General features: G+C 46.4%; 27 protein-coding genes and 1 pseudogene. 23 read left to right on the top strand and 5 right to left on the bottom strand.

Features of this window, described 5'->3' with window-relative positions; translation table 11 throughout:
• The first annotated feature begins 8 nt into the window (after positions 1–8).
• Positions 9–1,286: an L-cysteine desulfidase family protein gene (locus tag LKD36_RS05700; protein WP_308459030.1), complete on the top strand. Its 1,278-nt coding sequence runs from the start codon at positions 9–11 to the stop codon at positions 1,284–1,286.
• On the opposite strand, the gene LKD36_RS05695 is transcribed toward LKD36_RS05700, so the two are convergent.
• The 4 genes from LKD36_RS05695 to LKD36_RS05680 form a co-directional block, all read right to left on the bottom strand.
• Entirely contained in the window at positions 1,283–2,641 is a 1,359-nt protein-coding gene (locus tag LKD36_RS05695; protein ID WP_308459029.1) for an MATE family efflux transporter, read from the bottom strand. The genes LKD36_RS05700 and LKD36_RS05695 overlap by 4 nt on opposite strands.
• Positions 2,642–2,645: 4 nt before the next feature.
• Positions 2,646–3,968, bottom strand: coding sequence for a sodium-dependent transporter (locus LKD36_RS05690; RefSeq protein WP_308459028.1), 1,323 nt, complete (start codon positions 3,966–3,968; stop codon positions 2,646–2,648).
• An 89-nt stretch (positions 3,969–4,057) separates the two neighbouring features.
• Entirely contained in the window at positions 4,058–4,363 is a 306-nt protein-coding gene (locus LKD36_RS05685) for an AzlD domain-containing protein (RefSeq protein ID WP_118769539.1), read from the bottom strand.
• Positions 4,353–5,081: an AzlC family ABC transporter permease gene (locus LKD36_RS05680; protein WP_118769540.1), complete on the bottom strand. Its 729-nt coding sequence runs from the start codon at positions 5,079–5,081 to the stop codon at positions 4,353–4,355. Before LKD36_RS05680 ends, LKD36_RS05685 begins: the two co-directional genes overlap by 11 nt.
• A gap of 120 nt (positions 5,082–5,201) precedes the next feature.
• On the opposite strand from LKD36_RS05680, the gene LKD36_RS05675 reads away from it, so the two are divergent.
• The 20 genes and pseudogenes from LKD36_RS05675 to sdaAA all read left to right on the top strand — a co-directional run bounded on the left by LKD36_RS05675 (position 5,202) and on the right by sdaAA (position 23,614).
• Complete coding sequence (locus LKD36_RS05675; protein ID WP_308459027.1) at positions 5,202–6,062, top strand: LysR family transcriptional regulator; 861 nt, start codon at positions 5,202–5,204, stop codon at positions 6,060–6,062.
• A 138-nt stretch (positions 6,063–6,200) separates the two neighbouring features.
• Complete coding sequence (gene pflB / locus LKD36_RS05670) at positions 6,201–8,453, top strand: formate C-acetyltransferase (protein WP_308459026.1); 2,253 nt, start codon at positions 6,201–6,203, stop codon at positions 8,451–8,453.
• A gap of 6 nt (positions 8,454–8,459) precedes the next feature.
• A complete protein-coding gene (gene pflA, locus LKD36_RS05665) occupies positions 8,460–9,209 on the top strand; it encodes a pyruvate formate-lyase-activating protein (protein WP_308459025.1) in 750 nt (249 codons plus the stop codon).
• 211 nt (positions 9,210–9,420) lie between these two features.
• Positions 9,421–10,725 (top strand): phosphopyruvate hydratase, encoded by a 1,305-nt coding sequence (gene eno / locus LKD36_RS05660; protein WP_308459024.1) that lies wholly within the window; start codon positions 9,421–9,423, stop codon positions 10,723–10,725.
• Positions 10,726–10,905: 180 nt separating this feature from the next.
• The gene (locus LKD36_RS05655; RefSeq protein ID WP_308459023.1) at positions 10,906–12,765 is read left to right on the top strand and encodes a TIGR03960 family B12-binding radical SAM protein; all 1,860 of its coding nucleotides are present in this window, start codon (positions 10,906–10,908) and stop codon (positions 12,763–12,765) included.
• A complete protein-coding gene (locus tag LKD36_RS05650) occupies positions 12,755–13,459 on the top strand; it encodes a TIGR03936 family radical SAM-associated protein (RefSeq protein ID WP_308459022.1) in 705 nt (234 codons plus the stop codon). The genes LKD36_RS05655 and LKD36_RS05650 overlap by 11 nt, the downstream gene beginning before the upstream one ends.
• On the top strand, positions 13,452–14,651 hold the full coding sequence (locus tag LKD36_RS05645) for a ribonuclease E/G (protein ID WP_308459021.1): 1,200 nt from the start codon (positions 13,452–13,454) through the stop codon (positions 14,649–14,651). Before LKD36_RS05650 ends, LKD36_RS05645 begins: the two co-directional genes overlap by 8 nt.
• Entirely contained in the window at positions 14,648–14,974 is a 327-nt protein-coding gene (locus tag LKD36_RS05640) for a ribosomal-processing cysteine protease Prp (RefSeq protein WP_118769546.1), read from the top strand. Before LKD36_RS05645 ends, LKD36_RS05640 begins: the two co-directional genes overlap by 4 nt.
• Before the next feature lie 142 nt (positions 14,975–15,116).
• On the top strand, positions 15,117–15,425 hold the full coding sequence (gene rplU / locus LKD36_RS05635; protein WP_118769547.1) for a 50S ribosomal protein L21: 309 nt from the start codon (positions 15,117–15,119) through the stop codon (positions 15,423–15,425).
• A gap of 44 nt (positions 15,426–15,469) precedes the next feature.
• On the top strand, positions 15,470–15,757 hold the full coding sequence (rpmA, locus tag LKD36_RS05630; RefSeq protein WP_118769548.1) for a 50S ribosomal protein L27: 288 nt from the start codon (positions 15,470–15,472) through the stop codon (positions 15,755–15,757).
• A 108-nt stretch (positions 15,758–15,865) separates the two neighbouring features.
• Positions 15,866–17,155, top strand: coding sequence for a GTPase ObgE (gene obgE / locus LKD36_RS05625; RefSeq protein ID WP_118769549.1), 1,290 nt, complete (start codon positions 15,866–15,868; stop codon positions 17,153–17,155).
• A gap of 12 nt (positions 17,156–17,167) precedes the next feature.
• Complete coding sequence (yhbY, locus tag LKD36_RS05620; protein WP_118769550.1) at positions 17,168–17,461, top strand: ribosome assembly RNA-binding protein YhbY; 294 nt, start codon at positions 17,168–17,170, stop codon at positions 17,459–17,461.
• A gap of 10 nt (positions 17,462–17,471) precedes the next feature.
• On the top strand, positions 17,472–18,086 hold the full coding sequence (gene nadD / locus LKD36_RS05615) for a nicotinate-nucleotide adenylyltransferase (protein ID WP_308459020.1): 615 nt from the start codon (positions 17,472–17,474) through the stop codon (positions 18,084–18,086).
• Positions 18,087–18,098: 12 nt separating this feature from the next.
• A pseudogene (gene yqeK, locus LKD36_RS17665) lies at positions 18,099–18,679 on the top strand (bis(5'-nucleosyl)-tetraphosphatase (symmetrical) YqeK).
• A 12-nt stretch (positions 18,680–18,691) separates the two neighbouring features.
• A complete protein-coding gene (rsfS, locus tag LKD36_RS05600) occupies positions 18,692–19,054 on the top strand; it encodes a ribosome silencing factor (RefSeq protein ID WP_118769553.1) in 363 nt (120 codons plus the stop codon).
• 1 nt (position 19,055) lies between these two features.
• Positions 19,056–19,676 (top strand): NUDIX hydrolase, encoded by a 621-nt coding sequence (locus LKD36_RS05595; RefSeq protein ID WP_118769554.1) that lies wholly within the window; start codon positions 19,056–19,058, stop codon positions 19,674–19,676.
• A gap of 72 nt (positions 19,677–19,748) precedes the next feature.
• On the top strand, positions 19,749–20,690 hold the full coding sequence (locus LKD36_RS05590) for an AEC family transporter (RefSeq protein WP_308459017.1): 942 nt from the start codon (positions 19,749–19,751) through the stop codon (positions 20,688–20,690).
• Between the two features lie 153 nt (positions 20,691–20,843).
• Positions 20,844–22,055: a dicarboxylate/amino acid:cation symporter gene (locus tag LKD36_RS05585; protein ID WP_118769556.1), complete on the top strand. Its 1,212-nt coding sequence runs from the start codon at positions 20,844–20,846 to the stop codon at positions 22,053–22,055.
• Position 22,056: 1 nt separating this feature from the next.
• Positions 22,057–22,725 carry an L-serine ammonia-lyase, iron-sulfur-dependent subunit beta gene (sdaAB, locus tag LKD36_RS05580; protein WP_308459016.1) on the top strand — a complete coding sequence of 223 codons (669 nt, stop codon included), beginning with the start codon at positions 22,057–22,059 and terminating at the stop codon, positions 22,723–22,725.
• A 19-nt stretch (positions 22,726–22,744) separates the two neighbouring features.
• Entirely contained in the window at positions 22,745–23,614 is an 870-nt protein-coding gene (gene sdaAA / locus LKD36_RS05575; RefSeq protein WP_308459123.1) for an L-serine ammonia-lyase, iron-sulfur-dependent, subunit alpha, read from the top strand.
• 17 nt (positions 23,615–23,631) lie between these two features.
• Here the strand turns inward: sdaAA and LKD36_RS05570 are convergent, their stop codons facing one another.
• Complete coding sequence (locus LKD36_RS05570) at positions 23,632–24,183, bottom strand: helix-turn-helix domain-containing protein (protein WP_308459015.1); 552 nt, start codon at positions 24,181–24,183, stop codon at positions 23,632–23,634.
• Between the two features lie 83 nt (positions 24,184–24,266).
• On the opposite strand from LKD36_RS05570, the gene LKD36_RS05565 reads away from it, so the two are divergent.
• Positions 24,267–24,830, top strand: a complete 564-nt coding sequence (locus tag LKD36_RS05565) for an AzlC family ABC transporter permease (RefSeq protein WP_308459014.1) — start codon at positions 24,267–24,269, stop codon at positions 24,828–24,830.
• A 149-nt stretch (positions 24,831–24,979) separates the two neighbouring features.
• Complete coding sequence (locus LKD36_RS05560) at positions 24,980–25,633, top strand: response regulator transcription factor (RefSeq protein ID WP_308459013.1); 654 nt, start codon at positions 24,980–24,982, stop codon at positions 25,631–25,633.
• The last annotated feature ends 3 nt before the right edge of the window (positions 25,634–25,636 follow it).

The following is a 25,636-nucleotide window of genomic DNA, read 5'->3' as shown; positions in this document are numbered from 1 at the left end:
GATGAAAAATGAAAAAAACAGATTTGAGATACAGAGCATACGTACAGATTTTAAAAGAAGAACTGGTACCGGCAATGGGATGTACCGAGCCGATTGCACTGGCCTATGCGGCGGCAGTAGCGAGAAAGACACTGGGAGTACTGCCGGATAAAGTAGAAGTGGCAGCCAGTGGAAGTATTATCAAAAATGTAAAATCTGTGATCGTGCCGCATACCGGACATCTGAAAGGCATTCCTGCGGCAGCGGCGGCAGGAATTGTGGCAGGGGATGCGGAAAAGAAACTGGAAGTAATCTCCTATGTGAAAGAGGAACAGGTTGAGGAAATCAAACAGTTCCTGGAACAGACCCCTATTACAGTGGAACATCTGGAAAGCGGTATTACTTTTGATATTGAAGTAACCGTTCATGCAGGCGCAGATTCTGCAAAGGTGCGAATTGCTAATTACCATACTAATATTGTAAGAATTGAGAAAAACGGAGAGATCCTTGAAAATATTCCAGTATCGGGAGAAGAGGAGAATAACCTGACGGACCGGAGTCTTCTGGATATGGAGCATATCTGGGAGTTTATCAATACCGTAGATGTAGAAGATGTAAAACCGATACTGGAGCCGCAGCTTCGTATGAATATGGCCATTGCAGAAGAAGGTATGACCAATGATTACGGTGCTAATATCGGAAAAGTCATCTGGAAAACCCAGGAACATACGACTGCCAACCATGCCCGAGCCATGGCTGCCGCCGGATCTGATGCCCGTATGAACGGCTGTGAGATGCCGGTTGTCATCAATTCAGGAAGCGGTAATCAGGGTATCACCGCATCTGTGCCGGTTGTTATCTTTGCAAGAGAACTGGGTGTATCCGAAGAGAAGATGTACCGTGCCCTGGCACTGTCCAACCTGACGGCAATTCATCAGAAGACGCCTATCGGAAGACTTTCCGCATTCTGCGGTGCCATCAGTGCAGGCGTAGGCGCCGGAGCTGGTATTTCCTACTTAAAAGGCGGAGATTACAAAGTGCTGATTCATACAGTAGTCAATGCCCTTGCCATTGTATCCGGTATTGTCTGTGACGGCGCAAAAGCTTCCTGTGCTGCCAAGATTGCAACCGCAGTAGAAGCAGGCATCATGGGATATGATATGTACATGTGCGGACAGGAATTTCATGCAGGAGACGGCCTGGTTGGCGCAGGTGTGGAAGCCAATATCCAGAACGTAGGCCGCCTTGCAAAAGATGGAATGAAAGAGACCAATCAGGAGATCATTAAGATTATGATTGGATGTTAAATCGTAATTTTCTCCCGCTCTTTCAGTATTTTCGGAAAGAAATGAAAGAACAGGCAGCTGGTCATGGTGGCGGACACCACATCGGCCACCGGTTCTGAGAAGAAGGCAGCATCTGCGGTGAGCAGGGCAGGCAGAAGGATGAGCCCGGTGAGGAACACAAATTTCCGGAAAGCAGAGCAGAAGAGTGCCAGCTTCACTTTGCCGAGGGCGGTGGTCTCGTCCACCAGCGGATACTGTACGGCCAGCGGGATAATCATGAAGGTGAACCGCTTAATATAGATAACGGAACGGCTCAGAATCACAGGATCCTCCGTGAAAAGCTGTACATAGACAGGGGATACGGTCCAGGTCACAATGGTCATTAGAATACAGAAAGTAACGCACAGTCCGGTGATGCACAGAATCGCTTTTTTGATTCTCTCTGCATCACCTTTTCCATAGTTAAAGCTGACCACCGGCTGGCTGCCGAGAGTAATGCCGCCCATGGGCATAGTGATGAGCAGAAGATAACTCTGTACAATGGTTGCACAGGTGACCAGCGTATCACCCTCACCCGGACCGCCGTAACGCTGCAGCACGGTGTTCAGCACAATGAGCAGAATGCTGTCACTGGCAAGAATCAGGAACGGGGAGAAACCAAAGGTGACAATTCGTTTCATGACGCTTACATGAAAATCGCCCCAGCCAAGTCGTACCGGCATCCGTTTGCTGAACAGGCAGTCAAGTACAAAGAGACAGGAGACGATCTGGGAAATGACCGTCGCAATGGCAGCTCCGGCAACGCCCATATGGAAGACAAAGATGAAAAGCGGATCCAGAAGAATATTCAGGATCGCGCCGATGACGACTGTTGCCATGCCTAGGCCGGAAAATCCCTGGGCAATGAGAAAGCTGTTCATGCCGCCGGAGATTAATGCGAAGAAGGTTCCGGCAGTATAAATCGTCACATAGGTATTGGCATAGGAAAAGGTTGCATCACTGGCGCCAAACCACATGAGCAGCGTATTTTTACTGAGCAGGAATCCGCTGGTCAGTACGGCAGACAGAATCAGAAGCATTAAAAATCCGTTGTTCAGTACCTGACGGGCTTCTTTTTCATTGCCGCTTCCCATTTTCATAGCCATGATGGGGGCGCCGCCCTGACCGACCATGGAGCCGAAGGATGCCAGAAGTGTAACAATCGGCGCACAGATGCCGACACCGGCCAGTGCCAGATCGCCGACACCGGTTCCAATATACATTCGGTCTACAATGGAATATAAGACATTTACCAGCTGCGCCAGCATCGTAGGGATGGCCAGCTTTACTACCAGACGGGGAATTTCATCCCGCCCAAGATCATTTGTTCGACTCATGGGATCAACCAATTCCTCCAAGTAAAATTCCCAGTATCAGTACAAGTACACATAGCGGACAGTAAATATATTTGCAGACAGGAAGAAACAGATCGGTAAAGGGTTTGTCCCTTCCTTTGTTTACTTGTGTTTCTACATATGTCTTTCCACAGATCCAGAAGAACATGATTCCGGCAAGTCCGGCGCCAAGAGGGCAGATATAGATGGACAGCACATCCATCCAGTCGGATACGATGCCCTGAATGCAGATGGAAACAATCAGTGAAAATACAGCAATCAGAGTACAGGAAGTCTTTCTTCCAAGGTGAAGCTTTTCCTGGATGGTTGCAATGGGCGCTTCATACAAGTTAATGAGTGAGGACAGCCCGGCGGAAAAGACAGCCACAAAGAAGATCATGGCAATCAGATGACCACAGGGCATAGATTTAAACAAAGCCGGCAGATAGATGAACATCAGTCCGGGTCCACCCTGGTCAAGCTGTGCACCGATGGTTGCCATAGCCGGAATGATAACAATGGCTGCAAGAAGAGCTGCAATGGTATCAAACAGGGCAACACGTCCGGCAGCCGCCGGAATATCCTCCTTGTCAGAGAGGTAAGAGCCATAGATCAGTGTACCATTTCCAGCGACAGATAAAGAAAAAAAGGCCTGTCCGAGAGCAAAAATCCAGGTTTTCGGGTTTGCTAATATAACCGGATCAATTCGGAAAATATACCGGTAACCGTCGATAGCACCTGGCTGGAATGCTACATAGATTCCGAGAATGGCGAACAGAATAAAGAAAACCGGCATCATGATCCGGTTGGCTTTCTCGATACCCTGACCGATACCAAACATCAGGATGATCATGCCAATGAGCAGCGCAACAATCTGCCAGCCATTATTTCCAAAAGAACCGGCCATCTGCCCGAATTCTGCTCCGAATCCATCTGCGTCAGATGGCGCCAGAGTAGCTCCGGTGAAGGAACCAACCATATATTTTAGAATCCATCCCATGACAACAGTATAGCCGATAGCCATGGCAAGGGCGCCGAGTACAGGAATATATCCAAGAAGTTCTCCTGTACTGCGGTGCCCTTTGATTTCACACGCATAACCAAATGCATCTACAGGACCGGAGCGGGCTGCTCTCCCAAAACTCATTTCGCCGATGACTCCGGTAAAACTGATCAGTGCCACAAAAAGAAAATACGGAAGCAGATAGGAACCGCCTCCGTACATGGAGACTCTGGTTGGAAACATCCAGATATTGCCCATACCCACGGCAGAGCCGATACAGGCCAGAATAAATCCCCATTTATTGTTAAAAGAATCTCTTTTTTTCATTTGTTACTTGTCCCTCGCATTCATAAACTCAATGTATCTATGATACATGATTGGAGTCGGAAAGTAAATGAAAAAGAGCATCAGACGAACTACAGAAAAAACTCAATACCAAATACCACGGCGCAGCAGATGACAGCTACCGGTAAAAGTCCAGCACCTGCATAAGCAGCGATGATACCAATCAGCAGTGCCAGTGCACCGGAGATGGGAGACTGGGTGGCGTGGATAATGGCAGGGAATGTCATTACTGCAAGTGTTACATAAGGTACATAGTACAAAAACGACTGAAGAAACTTATTTTCAATTGGTTTTCGGATCAGGGTCAGCGGAAGTACGCGGATCAGGTAAGATACGGCTCCGGTGATAAAAATGTAAACATACATATTATGCGTCATGTTCAGGACCTCCTTCGGTATGGATCGGGAAGAAATAAGCTGCTCCGGCAGACAGTATTACAGTCAGGATAATGGTTCTGGTGCCTTCGGAGATGGAAGAGATCAGCGGGAGACAGGAGGAGGCGTAACTTGCAGCAAATGCCAAAATGATCAGTGCTGCAACGACCTTATCCTTTTTTGCCGGAGGAATGATGATTGCCAGGAACATGCCAAACAGAGAAACACTTAATGCACTCACAACACGGGCCGGCATGATATTTCCGGCAATGATACCGCAGGCCGTTCCGGTTGCCCAGCAGGGAATGGCGGTCAGCATGGCGCCGTAGGTATAGAAAGGTTCCAGATAGCCGGGACGGGCAATGGCGATGCCAAAGAGCTCATCGGTAATATCGTAACCCATTAAAAGCCGGTGCCCGAAGGAAAGCCCGGGTTTCAGACGCTGTCCCATGGCGCAGCTCATGAGAAGATACCGGGCATTGGCAATCAATGTAACGACAGCAATTTCTATGTAGGAAGCATTGGCTGCGATCACGGTAATTCCGGCATATTCTCCGGCAGACGCATTATTCAGAAAGCTGAGCAAAAATCCCTGAACTGCATTCATGCCCGCGTTTCTTGCGGCAATACCCAGTGAAAAAGCCACTGCAAAATATCCAAGTCCTATGGGGATGGCATCCTTCATTCCCTCCTGGAATATCTTTGCATTTGATTTACTCATAACACGGATTCCTCCCAAGAATCAGATTTATTTTCTGAGCAATATTTTAGCAGTCTTCTTTACATAAGTAAAATGAATGATTATGATGAATACATAAGAAAAAGTGATGAGGTGAACAACATGTTATCCAGATATGAAATATTTTGCAAAGTAATGGAAAATGGCAGTTTCACAAAGACAGCAGAAGAACTGGGATATTCTCAGAGTGCCGTCAGTCAGGCAGTTCGGACTTTGGAACAGGAGACAGAAACGGTGCTCATTGACCGGAAAAAGGATGGAATTGGACTGACCGCAGACGGTGAGCAGTATCTTCCGTATTTTCAGCAGATCTATCAGGCGGAAAAGAATCTGGAACGAAAAGAAGAGGAAATGAAGGGACTTACCAACAGCGCCATTCGAATTGGAACTTTTACCAGTGTCAGCCGTACCTTCCTGCCAAGACTGATGATGGAATTTAAGAAACAATATCCGGAAGTGCGATTTATTCTTCAACAGGGGGAATATACCAGTATTGCCCAGTGGGTAAGAAACGGAAGCGTGGATTTTGGATTTGCCAATGCAGAAGCAGTGCCAGGGCTGGAAACCAGTATTTTATATAAGGATGAAATGGCGGCCGTACTGCCAAAAGGACATCCACTGACCGGAAAGCAAGTCATTTCACTAAAAGATCTTGAGCAGGAACCTTTCATTCTTCTGGATGAAGGAGAGTACAGCGTACCTGAGCAGGCTTTTCGGCGGGCGGGGCTGCATCCGAAAATTGAGTACAAAGTATACGACGATTACTCTATTTTAGCTATGGTACGACAGAGCCTTGGAGTCTCTGCCATGTATAAAAGAGTGCTGGAAGGATTCGAAGCAGGGCTTGCCGTCCGCCCGGTAAAAGAGCGGATGGAACGTCCGGTGGCACTGGTGTGGAAAGATTGGAATACGATGCCCTTTGCAGCAAGAAAGTTTGTGTCTTATGTGCGGTTAAAATTTTAACAAACTACCAGATCTTGCAGATATTGAGAAATTTTTGCGTGAAAGACACTTTTTCTTGTATTTCCTATGGGCCATGATATAATAACAGCGTCTTGAAAGTTATACTACGCTAATTATTTATCACAAGGAGGTTCATAGATGAAAAATTTTGAACAGTGGGGCGGATTTGAAGGCCGCATCTGGAAAGAAGAGATCAATGTAAGAGATTTCATCCAGAAAAACTATACCCCGTATGAGGGAGACGAATCCTTCCTGGAGGGACCTACAGAGGCAACTGACAAATTATGGGGAATTCTGCAGGGACTGCAGAAAGAAGAGCGTGCAAAAGGCGGCATTCTGGATATGGATACTCATATTGTATCCGGCATCACATCCCATGGAGCAGGATATATCAGTGAAGAGACCAAAGATCTTGAGCAGGTCGTAGGACTTCAGACAGACAAACCACTGAAGAGAGCATTTATGCCCTTTGGAGGAATCAAGATGGCCGAGCAGGCATGCCAGACCAATGGCTACGAGCCGGATCCAGAGCTACACAAAATCTTTACCGAGTACTGCAGAACTCATAATCAGGGCGTCTTCGATGCTTATACTCCGGAGATGAAGAAAGCACGTCACAACAAGATCATTACCGGACTTCCGGATACCTACGGAAGAGGACGTATCGTCGGTGACTACCGTCGTGTGGCTCTGTACGGAATTGATTTTCTGATGGAGAAGAAGGCAGAAGATTTCGCGAACTGCGGAGATGGAACCATGACTGATGATGTGATCCGTCAGAGAGAAGAGATCAGCAGACAGTATCAGGCACTTGGTCAGATGAAGAAGATGGCTGAAATCTACGGCTTTGATATTTCCCAGCCTGCCAAGAATGCAAAAGAAGCAGTACAGTGGCTGTATTTTGGATATCTGGCAGCTGTGAAAACCCAGAACGGTGCAGCTATGAGTGTTGGTCGCGTATCTACCTTCCTTGATATCTATATTCAGAGAGATCTGGAAAATGGCAGCCTCACTGAGAAAGAGGCCCAGGAGCTCATCGACCATTTTGTTATGAAGCTTCGTATGGTAAAATTCGCAAGAATTCCGTCCTATAATCAGTTGTTCTCCGGCGACCCGGTATGGGCAACTCTGGAGGTGGCTGGTATCGGTGTAGATGGACGTTCCATGGTTACCAAGAATGACTATCGTTTCCTGCATACGCTGGTCAATATGGGACCGAGCCCTGAGCCGAACCTGACCGTATTGTATTCCTCCGCGCTGCCGCAGAACTTCAAGAAATTTGCAGCTGATATCTCTATCCGCACCAGTTCTGTACAGTATGAGAATGATGATGTGATGAAGCCGGTATGGGGTGATGATTACTCCATCTGCTGCTGTGTGTCTGCAACCCAGACCGGTAAAGAGATGCAGTTCTTCGGAGCAAGAGCAAATCTGGCAAAATGCCTTCTGTATGCCGTAAACGGTGGTGTAGACGTAAAGACCAGAGAGCAGGTTGGACCGGCCTATAAACCGATCACTTCCGAGTATCTGGATTACGATGAAGTCATTGCAAAATACGACAAGATGATGGACTGGCTGGCAGGCCTTTACGTAAATGTACTGAACCTGATCCAGTATATGCATGACAAATATTACTATGAAGCAGCTGAGATGGCCCTCATTGATACTGATGTGAGAAGAACCTTCGCAACCGGTATTGCAGGATTCTCCCATGTAGTAGACTCCTTAAGTGCCATCAAATATGCAAAAGTAAAAACCGTTCGTGATGAGACAGGTATCGTAGTCGATTATATCACCGAGGGAGACTTTCCAAGATATGGTAACGATGATGACAGAGCAGATGACATCGCTGTATGGCTTCTGAAGACATTCCTTGACAAGATCAAAAAGCATCATACCTACAGAAATTCCGAGGCAACCACCTCTATCTTGACCATTACTTCCAACGTAGTCTATGGTAAGGCAACCGGAAGCATGCCGGACGGAAGAAAAGCAGGCGAGCCGCTGTCTCCGGGAGCAAACCCGAGCTATGGTGCTGAGAAGAGTGGACTTCTGGCTTCCCTCAACTCCGTTGCAAAACTTCCCTATGAGTGGGCACTGGATGGTATTTCCAATACCCAGACCATCAATCCGGATGCACTGGGACACAGTGAGGATGAGAGAATCAAGAATCTGGTACAGGTGATGGACGGATACTTCGATCAGGGCGCACATCACCTCAATGTCAATGTATTTGGAACCGAGAAACTGATCGATGCGATGGAGCATCCGGAGAAAGAGGAGTACGCAAACTTCACTATCCGTGTATCTGGATATGCAGTGAAATTTATCGATCTGACAAGAGAGCAGCAGATGGATGTGATCTCCAGAACCTGCCACAAGAGCATGTAATTGGCTATGAATGAGCATACCGTAATCACCGGAAAGATTCATTCTCTGGAAACATTTGGACTGGTAGATGGTCCGGGAGTCCGGTGCGTGGTATTTCTGCAGGGCTGCCATATGCGCTGCAGATACTGCCACAATCCGGAGACTTGGAGCATGCAGGGAGGCGAAGATTCCACAGCAGAAGAAATGTTTCATAAAGTGTACCGTTACCGGAATTACTGGGGAAAAGATGGGGGGCTTACCGTCAGCGGCGGTGAGCCTCTTCTCCAGTTAGACTTTGTAACGGAATTTTTCTGCTTGGCAAAAGAAAAAAAGATAAACACAGCACTGGATACCTCCGGCAATCCATTTTCCATGGATCCGGAATATCTGGAAAAATTTGACCGGCTCATGAATCTCACCGATCTTTTTTTGCTTGATATTAAGGCGGTGGATGGAAAGATTCATAAGGAACTGACGGGACAGCCCAATGACAATATCCTTGCCATGGCCCATTATCTGGCTGACCATGGAAAATCTATGTGGATCCGCCATGTACTGGTACCCGGACTGACAGATTCGGAAGACGACCTTCTGGCACTCCGGGATCTGGAGCGGTCTCTTCCAACACTCAAAAGAGTGGAAGTTCTTCCTTATCATACCCTTGGTTTGTTCAAATGGAAAAAGTTAGGAATAACATACTCACTGAATGGAGTGCCGACACCGACGGAAGAAGAAGTAAGAAGAGCGGAAGAAATTCTTGAAGTACATAAATATTAAGTAATAAAGGAGTTTGATAAATTCTATCAGCTCCTTTTCTTGCGTTTTTTGTTTTGGTCTGTTATGATAATCCTTGGTTAGCAAATACTAACTAACGTGAATAAATCAGGAAACTCCATTTTCAAAATCACCGGAACCTGGACAATTCCGGTGAAGGAGTCCTGCTTGACATGGTAGTAATGAAAAATTTTACATAAAGGAGACATTTACTATGGATTATTTAGAGATTGAAAAGGTAGTAGGAAGAGAGATTCTGGATTCCAGAGGAAATCCTACGGTAGAAGCAGAAGTTTATCTGGCTGACGGAACCATCGGCAGAGGAACCGCTCCCAGTGGTGCATCCACCGGAGAGTTCGAGGCTCTGGAGTTAAGAGATGGTGATAAGAGCAGATACCTTGGAAAAGGAGTTACCAAAGCAGTAGAGAATATCAATACCGTCATTAATGAAGTATTGACCGGTATGGATGCATCCGATACTTATGCCATCGACAAAGCGATGATCGAGGCTGACGGAACCAAAGACAAATCCAAACTGGGTGCAAATGCAATCCTGGCTGTATCCATCGCAACAGCAAGAGCAGCATCTGTTTCTCTTGATATTCCGCTGTATCGTTTCCTTGGCGGTGTATCCGGCAACCGTCTTCCGGTTCCGATGATGAACATCGTAAATGGCGGATGCCATGCACTGTCTTCTGGATTGGATGTGCAGGAGTTCATGATTATGCCGGTAGGCGCTCCGTCCTTCAAAGAGTGCTTAAGATGGTGTGCGGAGGTATTCCATGCACTGGCTTCTATTTTAAAAGAGCGCGGACTGGCTACTTCCGTAGGTGACGAAGGTGGATTTGCTCCGGCACTGAAGTCCGATGAAGAAGCAATCGAGACCATTCTGGAGGCAGTAAAGAAAGCTGGCTACGAGCCGGGCAAAGACTTCAAGATCGCTATGGATGCGGCATCTTCTGAGTGGAAGAGCGAGAAAGGCAAAGGCTTCTACAAACTTCCGAAAGCAGGAACCGAGTATACTTCCGAGGAACTTATTGAACACTGGGCAAAACTCTGCGAGAAATACCCGATCTTTTCCATCGAGGATGGTCTGGATGAGGAAGACTGGGAAGGCTGGCAGAAACTGACTGCAAGACTGGGAGATAAAGTACAGCTGGTTGGCGATGACCTCTTCGTTACCAATACTGAGAGACTTGCAAAAGGTATCAAACTGGGTGCAGGAAATGCCATCCTTATCAAACTGAACCAGATCGGTTCCGTATCTGAGACACTGGAAGCAATCAAGATGGCTCACAAAGCTGGTTATACCGCGATTTCTTCCCATCGTTCCGGTGAGACCGCAGATACTACCATTGCAGACCTTGCAGTAGCACTCAACACCTGCCAGATCAAGACCGGTGCTCCGAGCAGATCTGAGCGTGTTGCAAAATACAATCAGCTGCTCAGAATCGAGGAACAGCTGGGCGCAAGCGCTGTCTATCCGGGAATCGGTGCTTTTAATGTAAAGAATGACTAAAATATATGTATGATATGAATTATAGGAGGAGCCGTTGCTAAGCAACAGCTCCTTTTGCTAAAGCTGCCGGCGCAGGGTAGCAAAGATGTGATAGTAAGTCACCCTTGCACAAACTACCAAAATCCCTTATAATAAATCGGATTGACAGTTAACAACAGAAATTAATAGAAAAGGTAGTTTATGCGTAAATTAGCGTTATCAGATGAGATCCTGATGACCATTGAGAAACCGGCCCGTTACATCGGCGGAGAAGTCAATGCGGTCATGAAGGACAAGGAAAAGGTAGACATCCGGTTTGCCATGTGTTTCCCGGATGTGTATGAGATCGGTATGTCCCACCTGGGCATTCAGATTCTCTACGATATGTTTAATAAGAGAGAGGATACCTGGTGTGAGCGTGTCTATTCTCCGTGGAATGACATGGACAAAGTGATGCGGGAGCAGCAGATTCCGCTTTTTGCGCTGGAATCCCAGGATCCGATCAAGGATTTTGATTTCCTGGGTATTACCATTCAGTATGAGATGTGCTATACCAATATCCTGCAGGTGCTGGATCTGGCACAGATCCCGCTGGAGGCATCCCAACGTACAAAGGAGCATCCCTTTGTCATTGGCGGCGGTCCCTGTACCTATAATCCGGAACCGCTGGCAGATTTCTTTGATCTGTTCTATATCGGAGAGGGTGAAGTGCAGTACGATGCCCTTCTGGATCTTTACAAAGAATGGAAGGTAAGCGACGCATCCAGAGAAGACTTCTTAAAGAAAGCGGCACAGATTCCGGGAATCTACGTTCCGTCTTTATATAGTGTTTCCTATAAAGAAGATGGGACCATTGATAAAATGATCTCCCTCTGTCCGGAAGCACCGGAGAAGGTGAAGAAGCAGCTGGTGCTTGACGTCACCACTTCCAGTTACCCGGAGAAACCGGTGGTTCCGTTTATCAAGGCAACCCAGGACCGCGTGGTACTGGAGATTCAGAGAGGCTGTATCCGCGGATGTCGTTTCTGCCAGGCCGGTATGCTGTACCGTCCCACCAGAGAGCGGGATCTGGAGATGCTGAAAAAAGCAGCTTATGCCATGCTGAAAAATACAGGCTACGAGGAGATCTCTTTAAGCTCTTTAAGTTCCAGTGATTATTCCCATCTGAAGGAACTGGTCACTTTCCTGATTGATGAATTCGGAAGCAAGGATATCAATATTTCTCTGCCGTCCCTGCGTATCGACGCATTTTCTCTGGATGTGATGGGCAAGGTGCAGGATGTGCGGAAGAGCAGTCTGACCTTTGCACCGGAAGCAGGTTCCCAGAGGCTCCGCGACGTCATCAACAAAGGTCTGACAGAGGAAGTCATCTTAAACGGTGCCGGACAGGCCTTCGAGGGCGGCTGGAACCGTGTAAAACTGTATTTTATGCTGGGTCATCCTACGGAGACCGAAGAAGATATGAAGGGCATTGCATGGCTGGCAGAGAAGATCGCTGAGCGTTATTATGAGGTGCCGAAGGAAAAGAGAAACGGAAAGTGCCAGATTGTAGTCAGCACTTCTTTCTTTGTGCCGAAGCCCTTTACGCCGTTCCAGTGGGCGCAGATGTGTACCAAGGAGGAGTTCCTGCACAGAGCCTATATCGTCAACCATGAGATCAAAGACCAGCTCAACAAGAAGAGCATCAAATACAACTGGCATGAGGCCGATGTCACCATTCTGGAAGGCGTTCTGGCAAGAGGAGATCGAAAGGTAGCAAAGGTCATTAAAAAAGCCTATGAGAAAGGCTGTCTCTTTGACTCCTGGACGGAAGGTTTCAAAAATGAACTCTGGATGGAAGCTTTTGCAGAATGCGGAGTGGATATTGATTTTTATACCATTCGTAAACGAGAGCTTGACGAAGTGTTCCCGTGGGATTTCATTGATATTGGTGTAACCAGAGCATTCCTTGAGAGAGAGTGGAAAAAGGCGCATGAGGAGACCGTAACCCCCAACTGCCGGATGCAATGTTCCGGCTGTGGTGCAGCTGTCTTCGGAGGAGGTGTCTGCCGTGAACATTAGAGTCAGATTTCGCAAATATGGAGTATTAAAATTTATCGGACATCTGGATGTTATGAGATATTTCCAGAAGGCTATCCGCCGGGCAGACATTGATATCTGCTATTCAGAAGGATATAGCCCCCATATGATTATGTCCTTTGCATCTCCCCTTGGATTAGGTCTGGAGAGCGACGGCGAATATATGGATATCCGGATTAACGGTTCCATCTCATCAAAGGAAGCGGTTCGCCGCCTGAATGCGGTGATGGTGGAAGGAATTGACGTTATGAGCTTTCGGGAGCTTCCTGAGAACAGCAAGAATGCCATGGCGAGCGTGGCAGCGGCTGATTATGAAGTGCGTTTCCGGGAAGGCTGCGCGCCGGAAGATGGCTGGAAAAAGCAATTTACAGAATTTCTTGCACAGCCGGAAATGCGGATTGTGAAAGAAACCAAGAAGGGACAGCAGGAGATTGACATCCGCCCGTGGATCTACAGCTGGGAGATCGTGGATGATATGATCAAAATGCAGGTATCCGCAGGAAGCGTTCACAACCTGAAACCGGAAATGGTACTGAAAGCATTTGCAGAACATATTGGCTGGGACATGCCGCAGTTTGCTCTGCTGGTGACCAGACGGGAAATGTACGCAGATCAGGGAACAGAAGAAGAGCGAAAACTCATTTCTCTGGAAGCGCTGGGAGAAGAAATTGGATAATACAAGAATCATTACCTATATAAAAGACGGAGTTCTGGCAGACGCTCTCTATGAAGATGGGCGCATGATGGAATTGTTTCTCATTTCCAAGGAGCAGGAATCTATCCTTGGAAATATCTATATAGGAAAAGTAAAGAATATTGTAAAAAATATTCAGGCGGCATTTGTGGAAATCGAGCATGGGATACTCTGTTACCTTCCTTTAGAGGATGCGAGATACCCGGTTTACACAAAGCCCAAAAAAGGAAAAGAACTGGCGCAGGGAGATGAACTGTTGGTGCAGGTCAGCCGTGAGGCTGTCAAGACCAAGGCTCCGTCACTGACGGCATGTTTTGGACTGACGGGCAAATATCTGGTACTCACCTGTGGAAACCGTACCGTGGGATATTCAGGGAAACTGAGCGGTGTGGAGAAAACCAGGCTGAAAGCATGGACAGCACTGCATGAATTGCCTGAGGATGCCGGGATGATCGTGCGGACCAATGCAGCGGGTGTTCCGGAAGAAGAACTTGACAGGGAATTGGGGCGGATGCTGGAGCAGTATCAGTATCTTAAGACACAGGCGGTGCATCGAACTGTTTACTCCTGCGTATACCGGAGTCGACCGTCGTATCTGAATTCTGTACTGGGAAGCAAAAGCAGTTCACTGAAAGAAATTCTGACAGATGACATGGAGATCTATGCAGAATTGAAAAAATTTCTGGAGGAAGAGATGCCGGGAGACGGACAGAAGCTGCGTCTGTATGAAGACCGGCAGCTTCCGCTGAAAGCCCTGTACCGGATGGAGAAAAATCTTGACAATGCATTGTCGGAAAGGGTATGGTTAAAATCAGGCGCTTATCTGGTGATTGAACCGACAGAGGCTCTGACAGTGATTGATGTCAATACCGGAAAATGCATTGCCGGAAAAGACAAGCAGGCTGCGATCCGGAAGATTAACCGGGAAGCAGCGCTTGAGATCAGCCGCCAGATGAGACTTCGGAATCTGTCTGGAATGATTCTTGCAGACTTCGTAGATATGACAGAACCGGGAGCGGATGAAGAACTGTTAGAATTTATGCGGGAACAGCTGAAAAAAGATCCGCAGAAATCGGCTGCTGTCGATATGACAGCGCTTGGACTGATGGAGATGACCCGGAAGAAACAGAAAAAAACATTGAAAGAACAGGCGAAGGAGTGCGGAATATTATGATAGAGGTGCAAGCTTTAAAAGAAAAAGGACATTATAAGAGTTTTCACATCCAGGGGCATGCGGGCTATGCGGATGCAGGTGAAGATATTGTCTGCGCAGCCGTATCCGCACTGGTGATCAATACCATTAATTCGATTGAAGAATTTACGGAAGATGCCTTTACCTGTGACTGTAAGGATGGGATGATCGAAAGCTGGGAGTTTACATCCGATGTATCGGCTGGCACAGATCTCCTGATGGATGCGCTGATGTTGGGCCTTCGGAACATTGTAAAATCATATGGAACGGATTATCTGCAGGTGGCTGATACAGAAGAAAAATAGAACGAAAGTTTAAAAAAGTTAAGGAAAATTACTTGACAGAAATAAAATACTATGCTAATATATCAAAGATGCCGCGCAGTGAGGTTATAAGTTTGTCGAAGGACAGCACCGGAATTGGCGAGTAAATATTAGGAGGTGCCATATGTACGCGATTATTGCAACAGGTGGTAAACAGTATAAAGTATCTGAGGGCGATGTAATCAAGGTTGAAAAACTTGGTGCTGAAGCAGGTTCTAACTATGTTTTTGATCAGGTTCTTGCCGTATGTGACGACGCTCTTACCGTAGGTACTCCGGTAGTAGAAGGCGCTACCGTAGAAGCATCTGTAATCGGTGACGGAAAAGCTAAAAAAGTTATCGTTTACAAGTACAAGAGAAAAACTGGGTATCATAAGAAAAACGGTCACAGACAGCAGTATACCGCTGTTAAGATCGAGAAGATCAACAAATAACTTACAGTTACCTATTAATTAAGAATTCAGGGAGGTGTAGACCTATGTTGAATATGAACCTTCAGATGTATGCACATAAGAAGGGAGTCGGTTCTACTAAGAACGGCAGGGATTCCGAGTCCAAGAGACTGGGTGCCAAAAGAGCTGACGGCCAGTTTGTGAAAGCCGGAAATATCCTTTACAGACAGCGCGGAACCAAGATTCACCCGGGTGTGAATGTAGGACGCGGCGGAGATGATACTTTGTTCGCATTAGTGGATGGAGTTGTTCGCTTCGAGAGAAAAGGAAGAGACAAAAAACAGGTTTCTATCGTTCCGGTAGCAGCTGAATAATCCGCATTCACAAGGGCTTCAAGTCGGTAAGATTTGAGGCCCTTTCTTAATCATTTCAGATTTTAGTCAGCCGTACCTGCGGCTGTAGGTTGAAAAAGGAGACGACACATGTTTGCAGACAGAGCAAAGATATATATCCGCTCGGGTAAGGGCGGGGACGGCCATGTAAGCTTCCGCAGAGAATTGTTTGTACCGGACGGTGGTCCGGACGGCGGTGATGGCGGAAACGGAGGAGATGTGATCTTCGAAGTGGACGAAGGACTGAATACGCTGACCGACTACCGTCATAAGCGCAAATATGCGGCGCAGGACGGACAGGAAGGCGGAAAAAGAAACTGCCACGGAAAAAGTGGAGAGAGTATTGTATTAAAAGTTCCGGAAGGAACGGTTATTAAAGATGCAGAGAGCGGTAAAGTGATTGCGGATATGTCCGGAGAAAACCGCCGGCAGATAATCTTAAAAGGCGGACGCGGAGGTATTGGAAATCAGCATTTTGCAACTTCTACCATGCAGGCACCGAAGTATGCAAAGCCGGGACAGCCCTGTCAGGAGTTGGAGGTTATGCTGGAGCTGAAAGTGATCGCAGATGTGGGATTGGTTGGATTTCCAAATGTGGGTAAATCCACGCTTCTTTCCCGGGTGACCAATGCACAGCCAAAGATTGCCAACTATCATTTCACAACCTTAAGCCCGAATCTTGGTGTGGTTGACCTGGACGGTGACGGATTTGTTATCGCAGATATTCCGGGACTGATTGAAGGTGCATCAGAAGGTGTGGGACTGGGACTTGATTTTCTGCGTCATATTGAGCGTACCAAAGTTATTATCCATATGGTGGATGCGGCTTCTGTAGAGGGAAGAGATCCGATTGCAGACATTCATGCCATCAATAAAGAATTAAATGCCTATAACCCGGAGATCGCAGCCAGACCGCAGGTCATTGCGGCCAACAAGATTGACGCTATCTGGGATAAGGAAAATGATCCGGTAGAGAAAATCCGTAAGGAATTCGAGCCGGAAGGAATCAAAGTATTCCCGATTTCCGCAGTGACCGGACAGGGACTGAAAGAACTGATGTATCATGTAAAAGGACTGCTGGATACTATGGATCATAAACCGGTTGTCTTTGAACAGGAATTCTTCCCTGAGGATATGTTTGTAAGAGAAAATCTTCCGTATACTGTGGAAAAATCAACTGAAGAAGAAAACACTTACGTGGTGGAAGGCCCACGAATCGAGAAAATGCTTGGTTATACGAATCTGGAATCTGAGAAAGGATTTGCATTTTTCCAGAGATTCCTGAAAGATACAGGTATTCTCGAGGAACTGGAGGCTGCCGGCATCCAGGAAGGCGATACGGTCCGGATGTATGGTTTGAGTTTCACGTATTATAAATAGAGGATAAAGAATATGACAAGCAAGCAGAGAGCTTATTTAAAGAGTCTGGCTCAGACGATGGAACCGATCTTTCAGATCGGCAAGAATAGTCTGACTCCGGAAAATACAAAGGCAATTGCAGAAGCATTGGAAGCTAGGGAACTGATCAAAGTCAGTGTACTCCAGAACTGCATGGATGATCCGAAAGAGATTGCTTCTCTCGTAGCAGAGAGAACACGTTCCCAGGTAGTACAGGTCATCGGCAAAAAAATTGTTCTGTATAAAGAGGGAAAAGAAGAAAAGAAGAAAATCGTTCTCCCGAAATAAAGAGGTTCTTATGGTAGAGGGCAGAAAACAGATTGGGATCATGGGAGGAACTTTTGATCCGGTTCACAATGCGCATCTGGTACTGGCAGAGCAGGCCTACAGCCAGTTTTCACTGGATGAGGTCTGGATGATGCCGAATGGCAATCCGCCGCATAAACGGGAATATTCTCAGGCAGATGTAGGGCATCGGATGGAGATGGTACGTCTTGCAATCCAGAATGTTCCCTATCTTCGGTTGTGTGGTCTGGAGCGGTCTGAAAACAGTTATCATTATACGTATGAAACGATGTCTGTTTTAAACAGCACATATCCGGATCATCAATTTTACTTTATTATGGGGGCAGATTCCCTTTTTGATTTTGAAGACTGGAAAGAGCCTGCAATTATTTGCAGAGAGTGTGTTCTGCTGGCAGCGACCAGGGATCATTGCCGAAAGGAAAAAATTCTCCGTAGAATAGAAGAGCTGAAAGAAAAATATAATGCGGATATTCGTATTTTAAATACTCCGAACATGGATGTGGCATCGGAAGAAATCCGTCGGAAAATTCAGCAGAAAGAAGATATTGCCGGGATGGTTCCTGAAGACGTAGCAAACTATATCAGACAGAATCACCTATATGAATAAGGAGGGAAAAACATGGATGCAATCTGTATCAGAGATTTAAAACGTGATCTGAAGAAAAACATGGACGAAAGCCGTTATGAGCATACCCTTGGCGTGATGTATACAGCTGGAGCGCTTGCCATGCGGTATGAGTGCGATCTTGACAAAGCATTACTGGCTGGTCTGATGCATGACTGTGCAAAGTGTATGCCGAATGCCAAGAAACTGAAAGTAGCAGAAAAGCATGGACTTGAGATTACGGAGATCGAGCAGAAAAATCCATTTATGCTCCATGCGAAGGTAGGAGCCCTCCTTGCCGAAAAAAATATGACATTGAAGATCAGGAAGTGTTAAGTGCCATTCGCTGGCATACGACCGGAAAACCGGACATGACACTTCTGGAGAAGATTGTATATGTGGCTGATTATATTGAACCTAAAAGGGATAAAGCACCAAATCTGAAAGAAGTCCGGAAAATGGCATTTGTAGATCTGGATCAGGCACTACTCAAGATTCTCGGAGATACTCTGAATTATCTCGGAGATTCACCGGACGAGGTGGATACGATGACGAAAGCAACTTATGATTTTTATAAAAATCAGATACAACCATAGAGGAGGAAACTTATGGTATTAAAAAACTCAAAGGAAATGGCAAAGCTTGCAATCGCAGGTCTGGAAGAAAAAAAAGCAAACGATATCAAAATTCTTGATATTTCAGATGTATCCGTACTTGCAGACTACTTTATTATTGCATCTGGCAGCAACCGAAATCAGGTGCAGGCCATGGCAGATGAAGTAGAAGAGCGTCTTTACAAAGCAGGATATGAGCAGAAACAGATCGAAGGATATCAGACTGCAAACTGGATCTTGATGGATTATCAGGATATTATTGTTCATATCTTTGATGAAGAAAACCGTCTGTTCTATGATTTGGAGAGAATCTGGAGAGATGGAAAGGTAGTTTCGGAAGAAGAATTAGAGGCATAAAATGGAAAAACATGATCACATTCTTTCTGTAGAGAAGAAGACGGATAACCGTTTTCTGAATATGTACGACCTTCAGTATGAAAACAAAGTTGGGGGACAGGGTATCTATCATATTGCGTCCCGCGGCGCATCCATAGAGGAACTGAAGCTGAAGACGCATAAAAATAAACCGGATGGAGTGATTATCTATGCACTGTATGGTCCTAAGAGGGATAAAGTGGTAATGGTACGCCAGTACAGGTTTTCTGTAGATGATTATGTTTATGAATTTCCGGCAGGGCTGGTGGATGCGGGAGAGACATACGGTCAGGCTGGAGCCAGAGAACTGAAAGAAGAAACGGGTCTTGATTTTACACCGGTGAAAGCAGATGAAATGTACTCGAAACCTCTGTTTACGACCATTGGGATGACGGATGAGTCCTGTGCTACCGTATATGGGTATGCGTCAGGGAAGATATCCAAAGAAGGGCTTGAGGATAATGAGGATCTGGAAGTTATCATTGCAGATCGGAAGGAAGTCCGCAGAATTCTGAAAGAAGAGAATGTGTCGATTAACTGTGGTTATTTACTGATGCATTTCCTGTGCCATACGACGGAAGATCCATTTTATTTTCTCAGATAGAGAAAAAGGGGAAGTGCTGTCAGGCACTTCCCCTTTTGTATACAGAAAAGTTATAAGTGGGAGAATGAAACGATGTTATCGAATTTTATCATTGCAGTAAAAGCAGTCATACCAACCTTTCTGCTGATTCTTCTGGGAATGGGAGGAAGACAGTTTCATATTATGACGGATACAGAGCTCAACCATGCCAATAAAGCAGTCTTTGAAATCATGTTTCCAATCATGATGTTTTATAATATTTATTCTGCGGATTTTTCAGGAGTAATCATTCCGCGGTATATTGCGTTTTGTGTGGTGATGCTGTTCATTGTATACGGTCTGGGTGTTGTGGTGACTCTTCTGACAGAAAAAGAGAATTACAACAGAGGTGCCTTAATTCAGGCTATTTATCGGAGCAATTTTGTCCTGATGGGAATTCCGATTATGAAAAATCTGATGGGAGAAGAGGCGCTGGGACTGACGACGATTATGGTAGCATTTATCATCCCTATCTATAATACACTGGCAGTAGTGACACTGGAAGTATTTCGAGGCGGAACACTACATGTGTCAACAATACTGAAGCGGATCATCACCAATCCCATGATTCTTGGTGCGGGAGCAGGTCTGATCGCGGCGGGTTTCCGGTTGCAGCTTCCGGCGATCCTGGCAACCCCCATGAGCCAGGTGTCGTCTGCGGCATCTACGATTGCGCTGATGATCATGGGAGCTACATTCCGGCTTGGAAGTATCCGGGAAAACAGTAAGAATCTGGTCATTGGAGCGGTGGGCAAACTGATTGTCAGTCCGGGTCTTGCTTTGACGGCAGGATATCTGCTTGGCCTTCGGGATCTTCAGCTGGCACTGTTGATTATTATGTTCGGTGCACCCTGTGCGGTATCTGGTTATACGATGGCACAGCAGATGGACAGTAACGGGGAACTGGCGGCAGGATGTTTGATCATCACGTCACTGCTGTCCTGCATTACCATCTGCGGGTGGATTTTCCTGTTTAAACAGCTGGGAGCTTTTTAGTTCCCGGCTTTTTTTGCGCTTTTTATTGTGAAAATTATTCATCTTATATATGAAATGTATGAGTTTGATTGCAGCATCTTCCCGTGATATACTCTGGAAGTAACTGCCTTTTATGGCAAACCATACAAAGGGGAAAATTTGGAGGGTACAAACATGAGAGAAAACAAACGAAAACTAGGACTGGTTCCCAAACTGATCATTGCGATCGTGCTCGGTATTCTGATCGGGCAGTTTCTGCCAGAAGGCTTCTGCCGTCTGGTTGTCACATTATCCGGACTTTTCAGTACATTTTTAAAATTCGTCATTCCGCTGATGATCCTAGCTTATGTCACTATGGGAATCGCGGATCTGTCTCAGGGTGCAGGTAAACTTTTACTGATCACCGTAGCGATTGCTTATGGTTCTACACTGATCGCAGGAACCGCTTCCTTCCTGGTAGCTGACAATCTGTTTCCGAGTTTTATGAGTGCGGGGGCACTGGAGCAGATCGCGGCAACCGCAGATGCTTCTTTAAGTTCTTATTTTTCCATTTCACTGGAACCGGTATTAGATACCCTGTCCGCAGTGGCACTGGCTTTCGTTCTCGGACTCTGCCTGTCTACCATGAGAGGAAAAGAGTTGGGAAACAGCCTTTATAACGGCATCGGTGATTTTTCCAAAATTATTGACAAGGTACTTCATACGGTGATCATTCCGCTGCTTCCATTGTACATCTGCGGTACTTTTGTGGACATGACCAAATCCGGCAAGACCTTCGCTATTTTGAGCATTCTCTGGAAAGTCTTCCTTGTGGTCATCATCATGCATCTGATCTGCATTGCCATCCAGTTCTGCATTGCAGGTGCAGTAAGTAAGAAGAATCCTTTGACATTAATCAAAAATCAGATTCCAGGGTATACTACTGCATTAGGAACCCAGTCTTCTGCGGCAACCATTCCGGTGAATCTGCAGTGTGCAGAAACCGATGGTGTCTGTGAACAGATCCGTAATTTTGTAGTCCCGCTGTGTGCCAACATTCATATGGCAGGTTCTATGATTACCATCACTGCCTGTGCAACCGCTGTCTGCCTGATGAATCAGCTGCCCATCAGTCTGTCCACTGTGATTCCATTTATTATGACCCTTGGTATTGCCATGGTGGCTTCTCCGGGCGCTCCAGGCGGTTCTATTATGACTGCTCTTCCGTTCCTGTATATGATCTTCGGTGCAGAAGCAGGTGATCCTAACGGCCCGATCTGTGCAATTATGGTGGCACTTTACATCACTCAGGATTCCTTTGGAACTGCCTGCAATGTATCCGGTGACAATGCCATCGGTGTGATTGTAGACACGATTTATCACAAATTTATCGTTAAGGAGGCATAGGATGTCCTTTATCAGTGTCTTTGATGTGTTAGGACCGAATATGATCGGACCTTCCAGTTCTCATACTGCCGGAGCGGCAAAGATTGCTTATCTGGCACAGAAGATGATTACAGGACCACTCATACAGGTGGATTTTACGCTCTATGGTTCTTTTGCCAGAACCTATCGGGGACACGGTACAGACCGGGCACTGCTGGGCGGAATCATGGGATTTACTACCGATGATATGCGGATACGGAATTCTTTTGAAATTGCAGAAACAGAAGGTATTGCATTCACATTTCTGCCCGATGAAGAAGAGACAGATGTGCATCCTAACACCGTCGATATTCATATGGTAAATAAGGCAGGTCAGGAGATGACGGTTCGCGGTGAATCACTGGGCGGAGGCAAGGTACGTATTTCGCGTATCAACAAGGTTCAGGTAGATTTTACGGGCGAATACAGTGCGGTCATCGTCATTCAAAAAGATCGTCCCGGTGTTGTTGCTCATATTACGAAGGCTTTAAGTGACCGAAACGTCAACATTGCTTTTATGCGTCTTTTTCGGGAAGGAAAGGGAAATGTTGCTTACACGATTGTAGAATCTGATGGTCATCTTCCTGAAAATATTCGGGAAGAACTTCTGAAGAATGAACATGTCCATGATGTCATGATCGTACAGCCTTAGAGAGGAGAAGAGGTTGATGATGGATTTTAAGAATGCAAAAGAACTCCTTCATCTCTGTGAAGAAGCAGGAAGCAGCATTTCGGATATTATGCTGAAAAGGGAGATCGAGCTGGGAGAGATTTCAGAGATCGAAGCGCTGGCTCGTATGGAAAAAGCATTCCATATTATGAGGGATTCTGCTCGAACGCCTGTTAAGACTCCGGTGAAATCTATGGGCGGACTCATTGGAGGCGAAGCGAGAAAGTTATCCGAACACCAGGCAGCCGGAAAAGGTCTGTGCGGACCGATTCTTGAAAAGGCCATCACATATGCCATGGCGGTGCTGGAGACGAACTCTTCCATGGGTCTTATTGTGGCAGCACCTACGGCAGGCTCAGCAGGGATTGTGCCGGGGCTCATGCTTGCGTTTCAGGAAATATATGGATTTTCTGATGAACAAATGATAAAAGTGCTTTTTAATGCCGGAGCTGTAGGCTATCTGGCTATGAGAAATGCAACGGTAGCCGGAGCAGTGGGCGGATGCCAGGCAGAGGTTGGTGTGGCATCCGCCATGGCAGCATCTGCAGCAGTCGAACTCATGGGCGGAACACCAGGACAATGTCTCGATGCGGCTTCCACGGTACTTATGAACATGCTGGGATTGGTCTGCGATCCAGTAGGCGGACTGGTGGAATATCCCTGCCAGAATCGGAATGCTGCAGGTGTAGCGAATAGTCTGATTGCTGCGGAAATGACCCTTGCAGGAATTCCACAGAGGATTCCCCTGGATGAGATGATTCAGGTCATGTATACCGTAGGAAAACGAATTCCTGCGGAACTTCGGGAAACCGCAATGGGGGGATGTGCAACCGCACCATCCGTATGTGGTGGCTGCAACGGCTGCGGCTGACGGATATATTTCGTCTTTTATCCCCCGTAATAATTAATAATCATACATTCCGCAGTCTCATTGGTTCGGTTTTCATAGACATGCGGAATGGAAGAGGCGAACAGTAACGCGTCGCCAGGATGCAGGACATGTTCTTCACTGCCTGCCGTAAGCGCCACTGTGCCACGGATTACATAGAGATATTCCTGAGCCTTAGGCGGGTGGCCGATAGACGTATGGGAACATCCCGCATCCAGCTCCATTTGAAAATACTCAAAATTCCGGGAGGAACTGCAGGGAAAATAACAGCGGAGACGGTAAGTCCCAAAATCATCCCGCTGAATCTCTGTATCCTCCTTTCGAACCAGATCACATTCCTTCTGCGGCTCTTCCAGAAGAGCTGTATAGGGAATGCTGAGTCCATCGGCAATCTTCAGAATCGTATTGATGGTAGGATTGCTGTTTCCTTTCTCAATTTCCGACAAAATTCCTTTACTGATTTCTGAAGTTTTGGCCAGCTGCCCCAGGGACAGATTCCGTTCTGTCCGCAATCGCCGCAGGTTTTCGCCGATAATTTTTCCAAGATCCATAGAAAAGCTCCTTTTTGGTGGCTGTATTTTCTCTGTTGACAAACAAATCATATCAAGGTAATATGAAAAGGTCATTCAGAATATTGAACGAATGTACAATTTATTTTATTATAAAGTTTACGGAAAGGATCGTCAAGTCGGCCTTTAATCCCATTGCGGCCTTTTTTCTGGCGTTGATGGTCAATGCAAGACATCTGTTCTACGGATTATCTATGCTGGAAAAGTATAAGAATACTGGATGGAAGAAGCCCTATCTGATCTTTGGTATGTGCGATGAATCCTTTACCATTAACTCAGCTGTGACGCCACCGGAAGATGTGGACAAAGGCTGGTTCATGTTCTTTGTAAACCTTCTCAATCAGATCTACTGGGTGTTCGGTGCCACCATGGGAGCATTGCTTGGATATGTGATTCATTTTAATACAGAAGGTATTGAATTCGTCATGACCGCTCTCTTTGTGGTCATGCTGGTCAATCAGTGGGAAGAGCATAAAGATCACCGCCCGGCACTCATCGGCCTTGTCTGCCCGGTGATCTGTCTGATAATTTTCGGCGGTGACAACTTTATGATTCCATCTATGATCCTCATGACGGTAAGCTTTCTCATCGGAAGAAAATATATGGATATGGAGGCAGCAGAAAAATGACCATTACACAACAGATTATTACCATTATGGCTGTCGTTCTGGAAACCATCCTTTATATGGCACTGGTACAGATGGTATTTGAAACGATACAATTCTGATGCAAACTTTTTGTAGGATGATCAGATACGAAGAAGGGGAGAAGATGTGTAATGCTGAAAATATTGATTGCCGAGGATGAGGAACCCATTGCAAACCTGATCCGTGTAAACCTGACCAGGGCAGGGTATGAGTGTACCTGTGCCTGTGACGGAGAAAAGGCGGCAGATCAGATGGAAAACGGACATTTTGATTTGCTGCTTCTGGATATCATGCTTCCGAAGATCAATGGCTATGAGCTGATGGAATATGCCAAAACTCTGCAGCTTCCAGTCATTTTCATCACTGCCATGGGAACAACGGAACATAAAGTAAAAGGGTTGAAGATGGGAGCGGAAGACTACATCTCCAAACCCTTTGAGATTGTGGAATTGCTGGCGCGGGTGGAGACGGTTATGCGTCGCTACAATAAAATCGGAAAAACCATCCGGATTCTGGATGTAGAGATTGATCTTTCTTCCAGAGTAGTAACTCAGAACGGAAAGCAGGTCTTACTGACACTGAAAGAATACGAACTATTATTGTTCTTTGCCCGGAATCCTAACATTGCTCTGTACCGGGAAGTGATCTATGAGCAGGTGTGGGAGAAAGAATACACCGGAGACAGCCGGACCATTGACCTACATGTCCAGAGGTTGAAGAAGAAACTGGGTTGGGACAAACACATCTGTGCTGTCTACAAGATCGGCTATCGTCTGGAAACCTGATGG

Origin of the sequence: Hominiventricola filiformis (assembly GCF_020686965.1) — a bacterium.
GTDB lineage: Bacteria > Bacillota > Clostridia > Lachnospirales > Lachnospiraceae > Hominiventricola > Hominiventricola filiformis.
The sequence above is the reverse complement of the archived record's forward strand: the minus strand, read 5'-3'. Positions and strand labels throughout refer to the sequence as shown.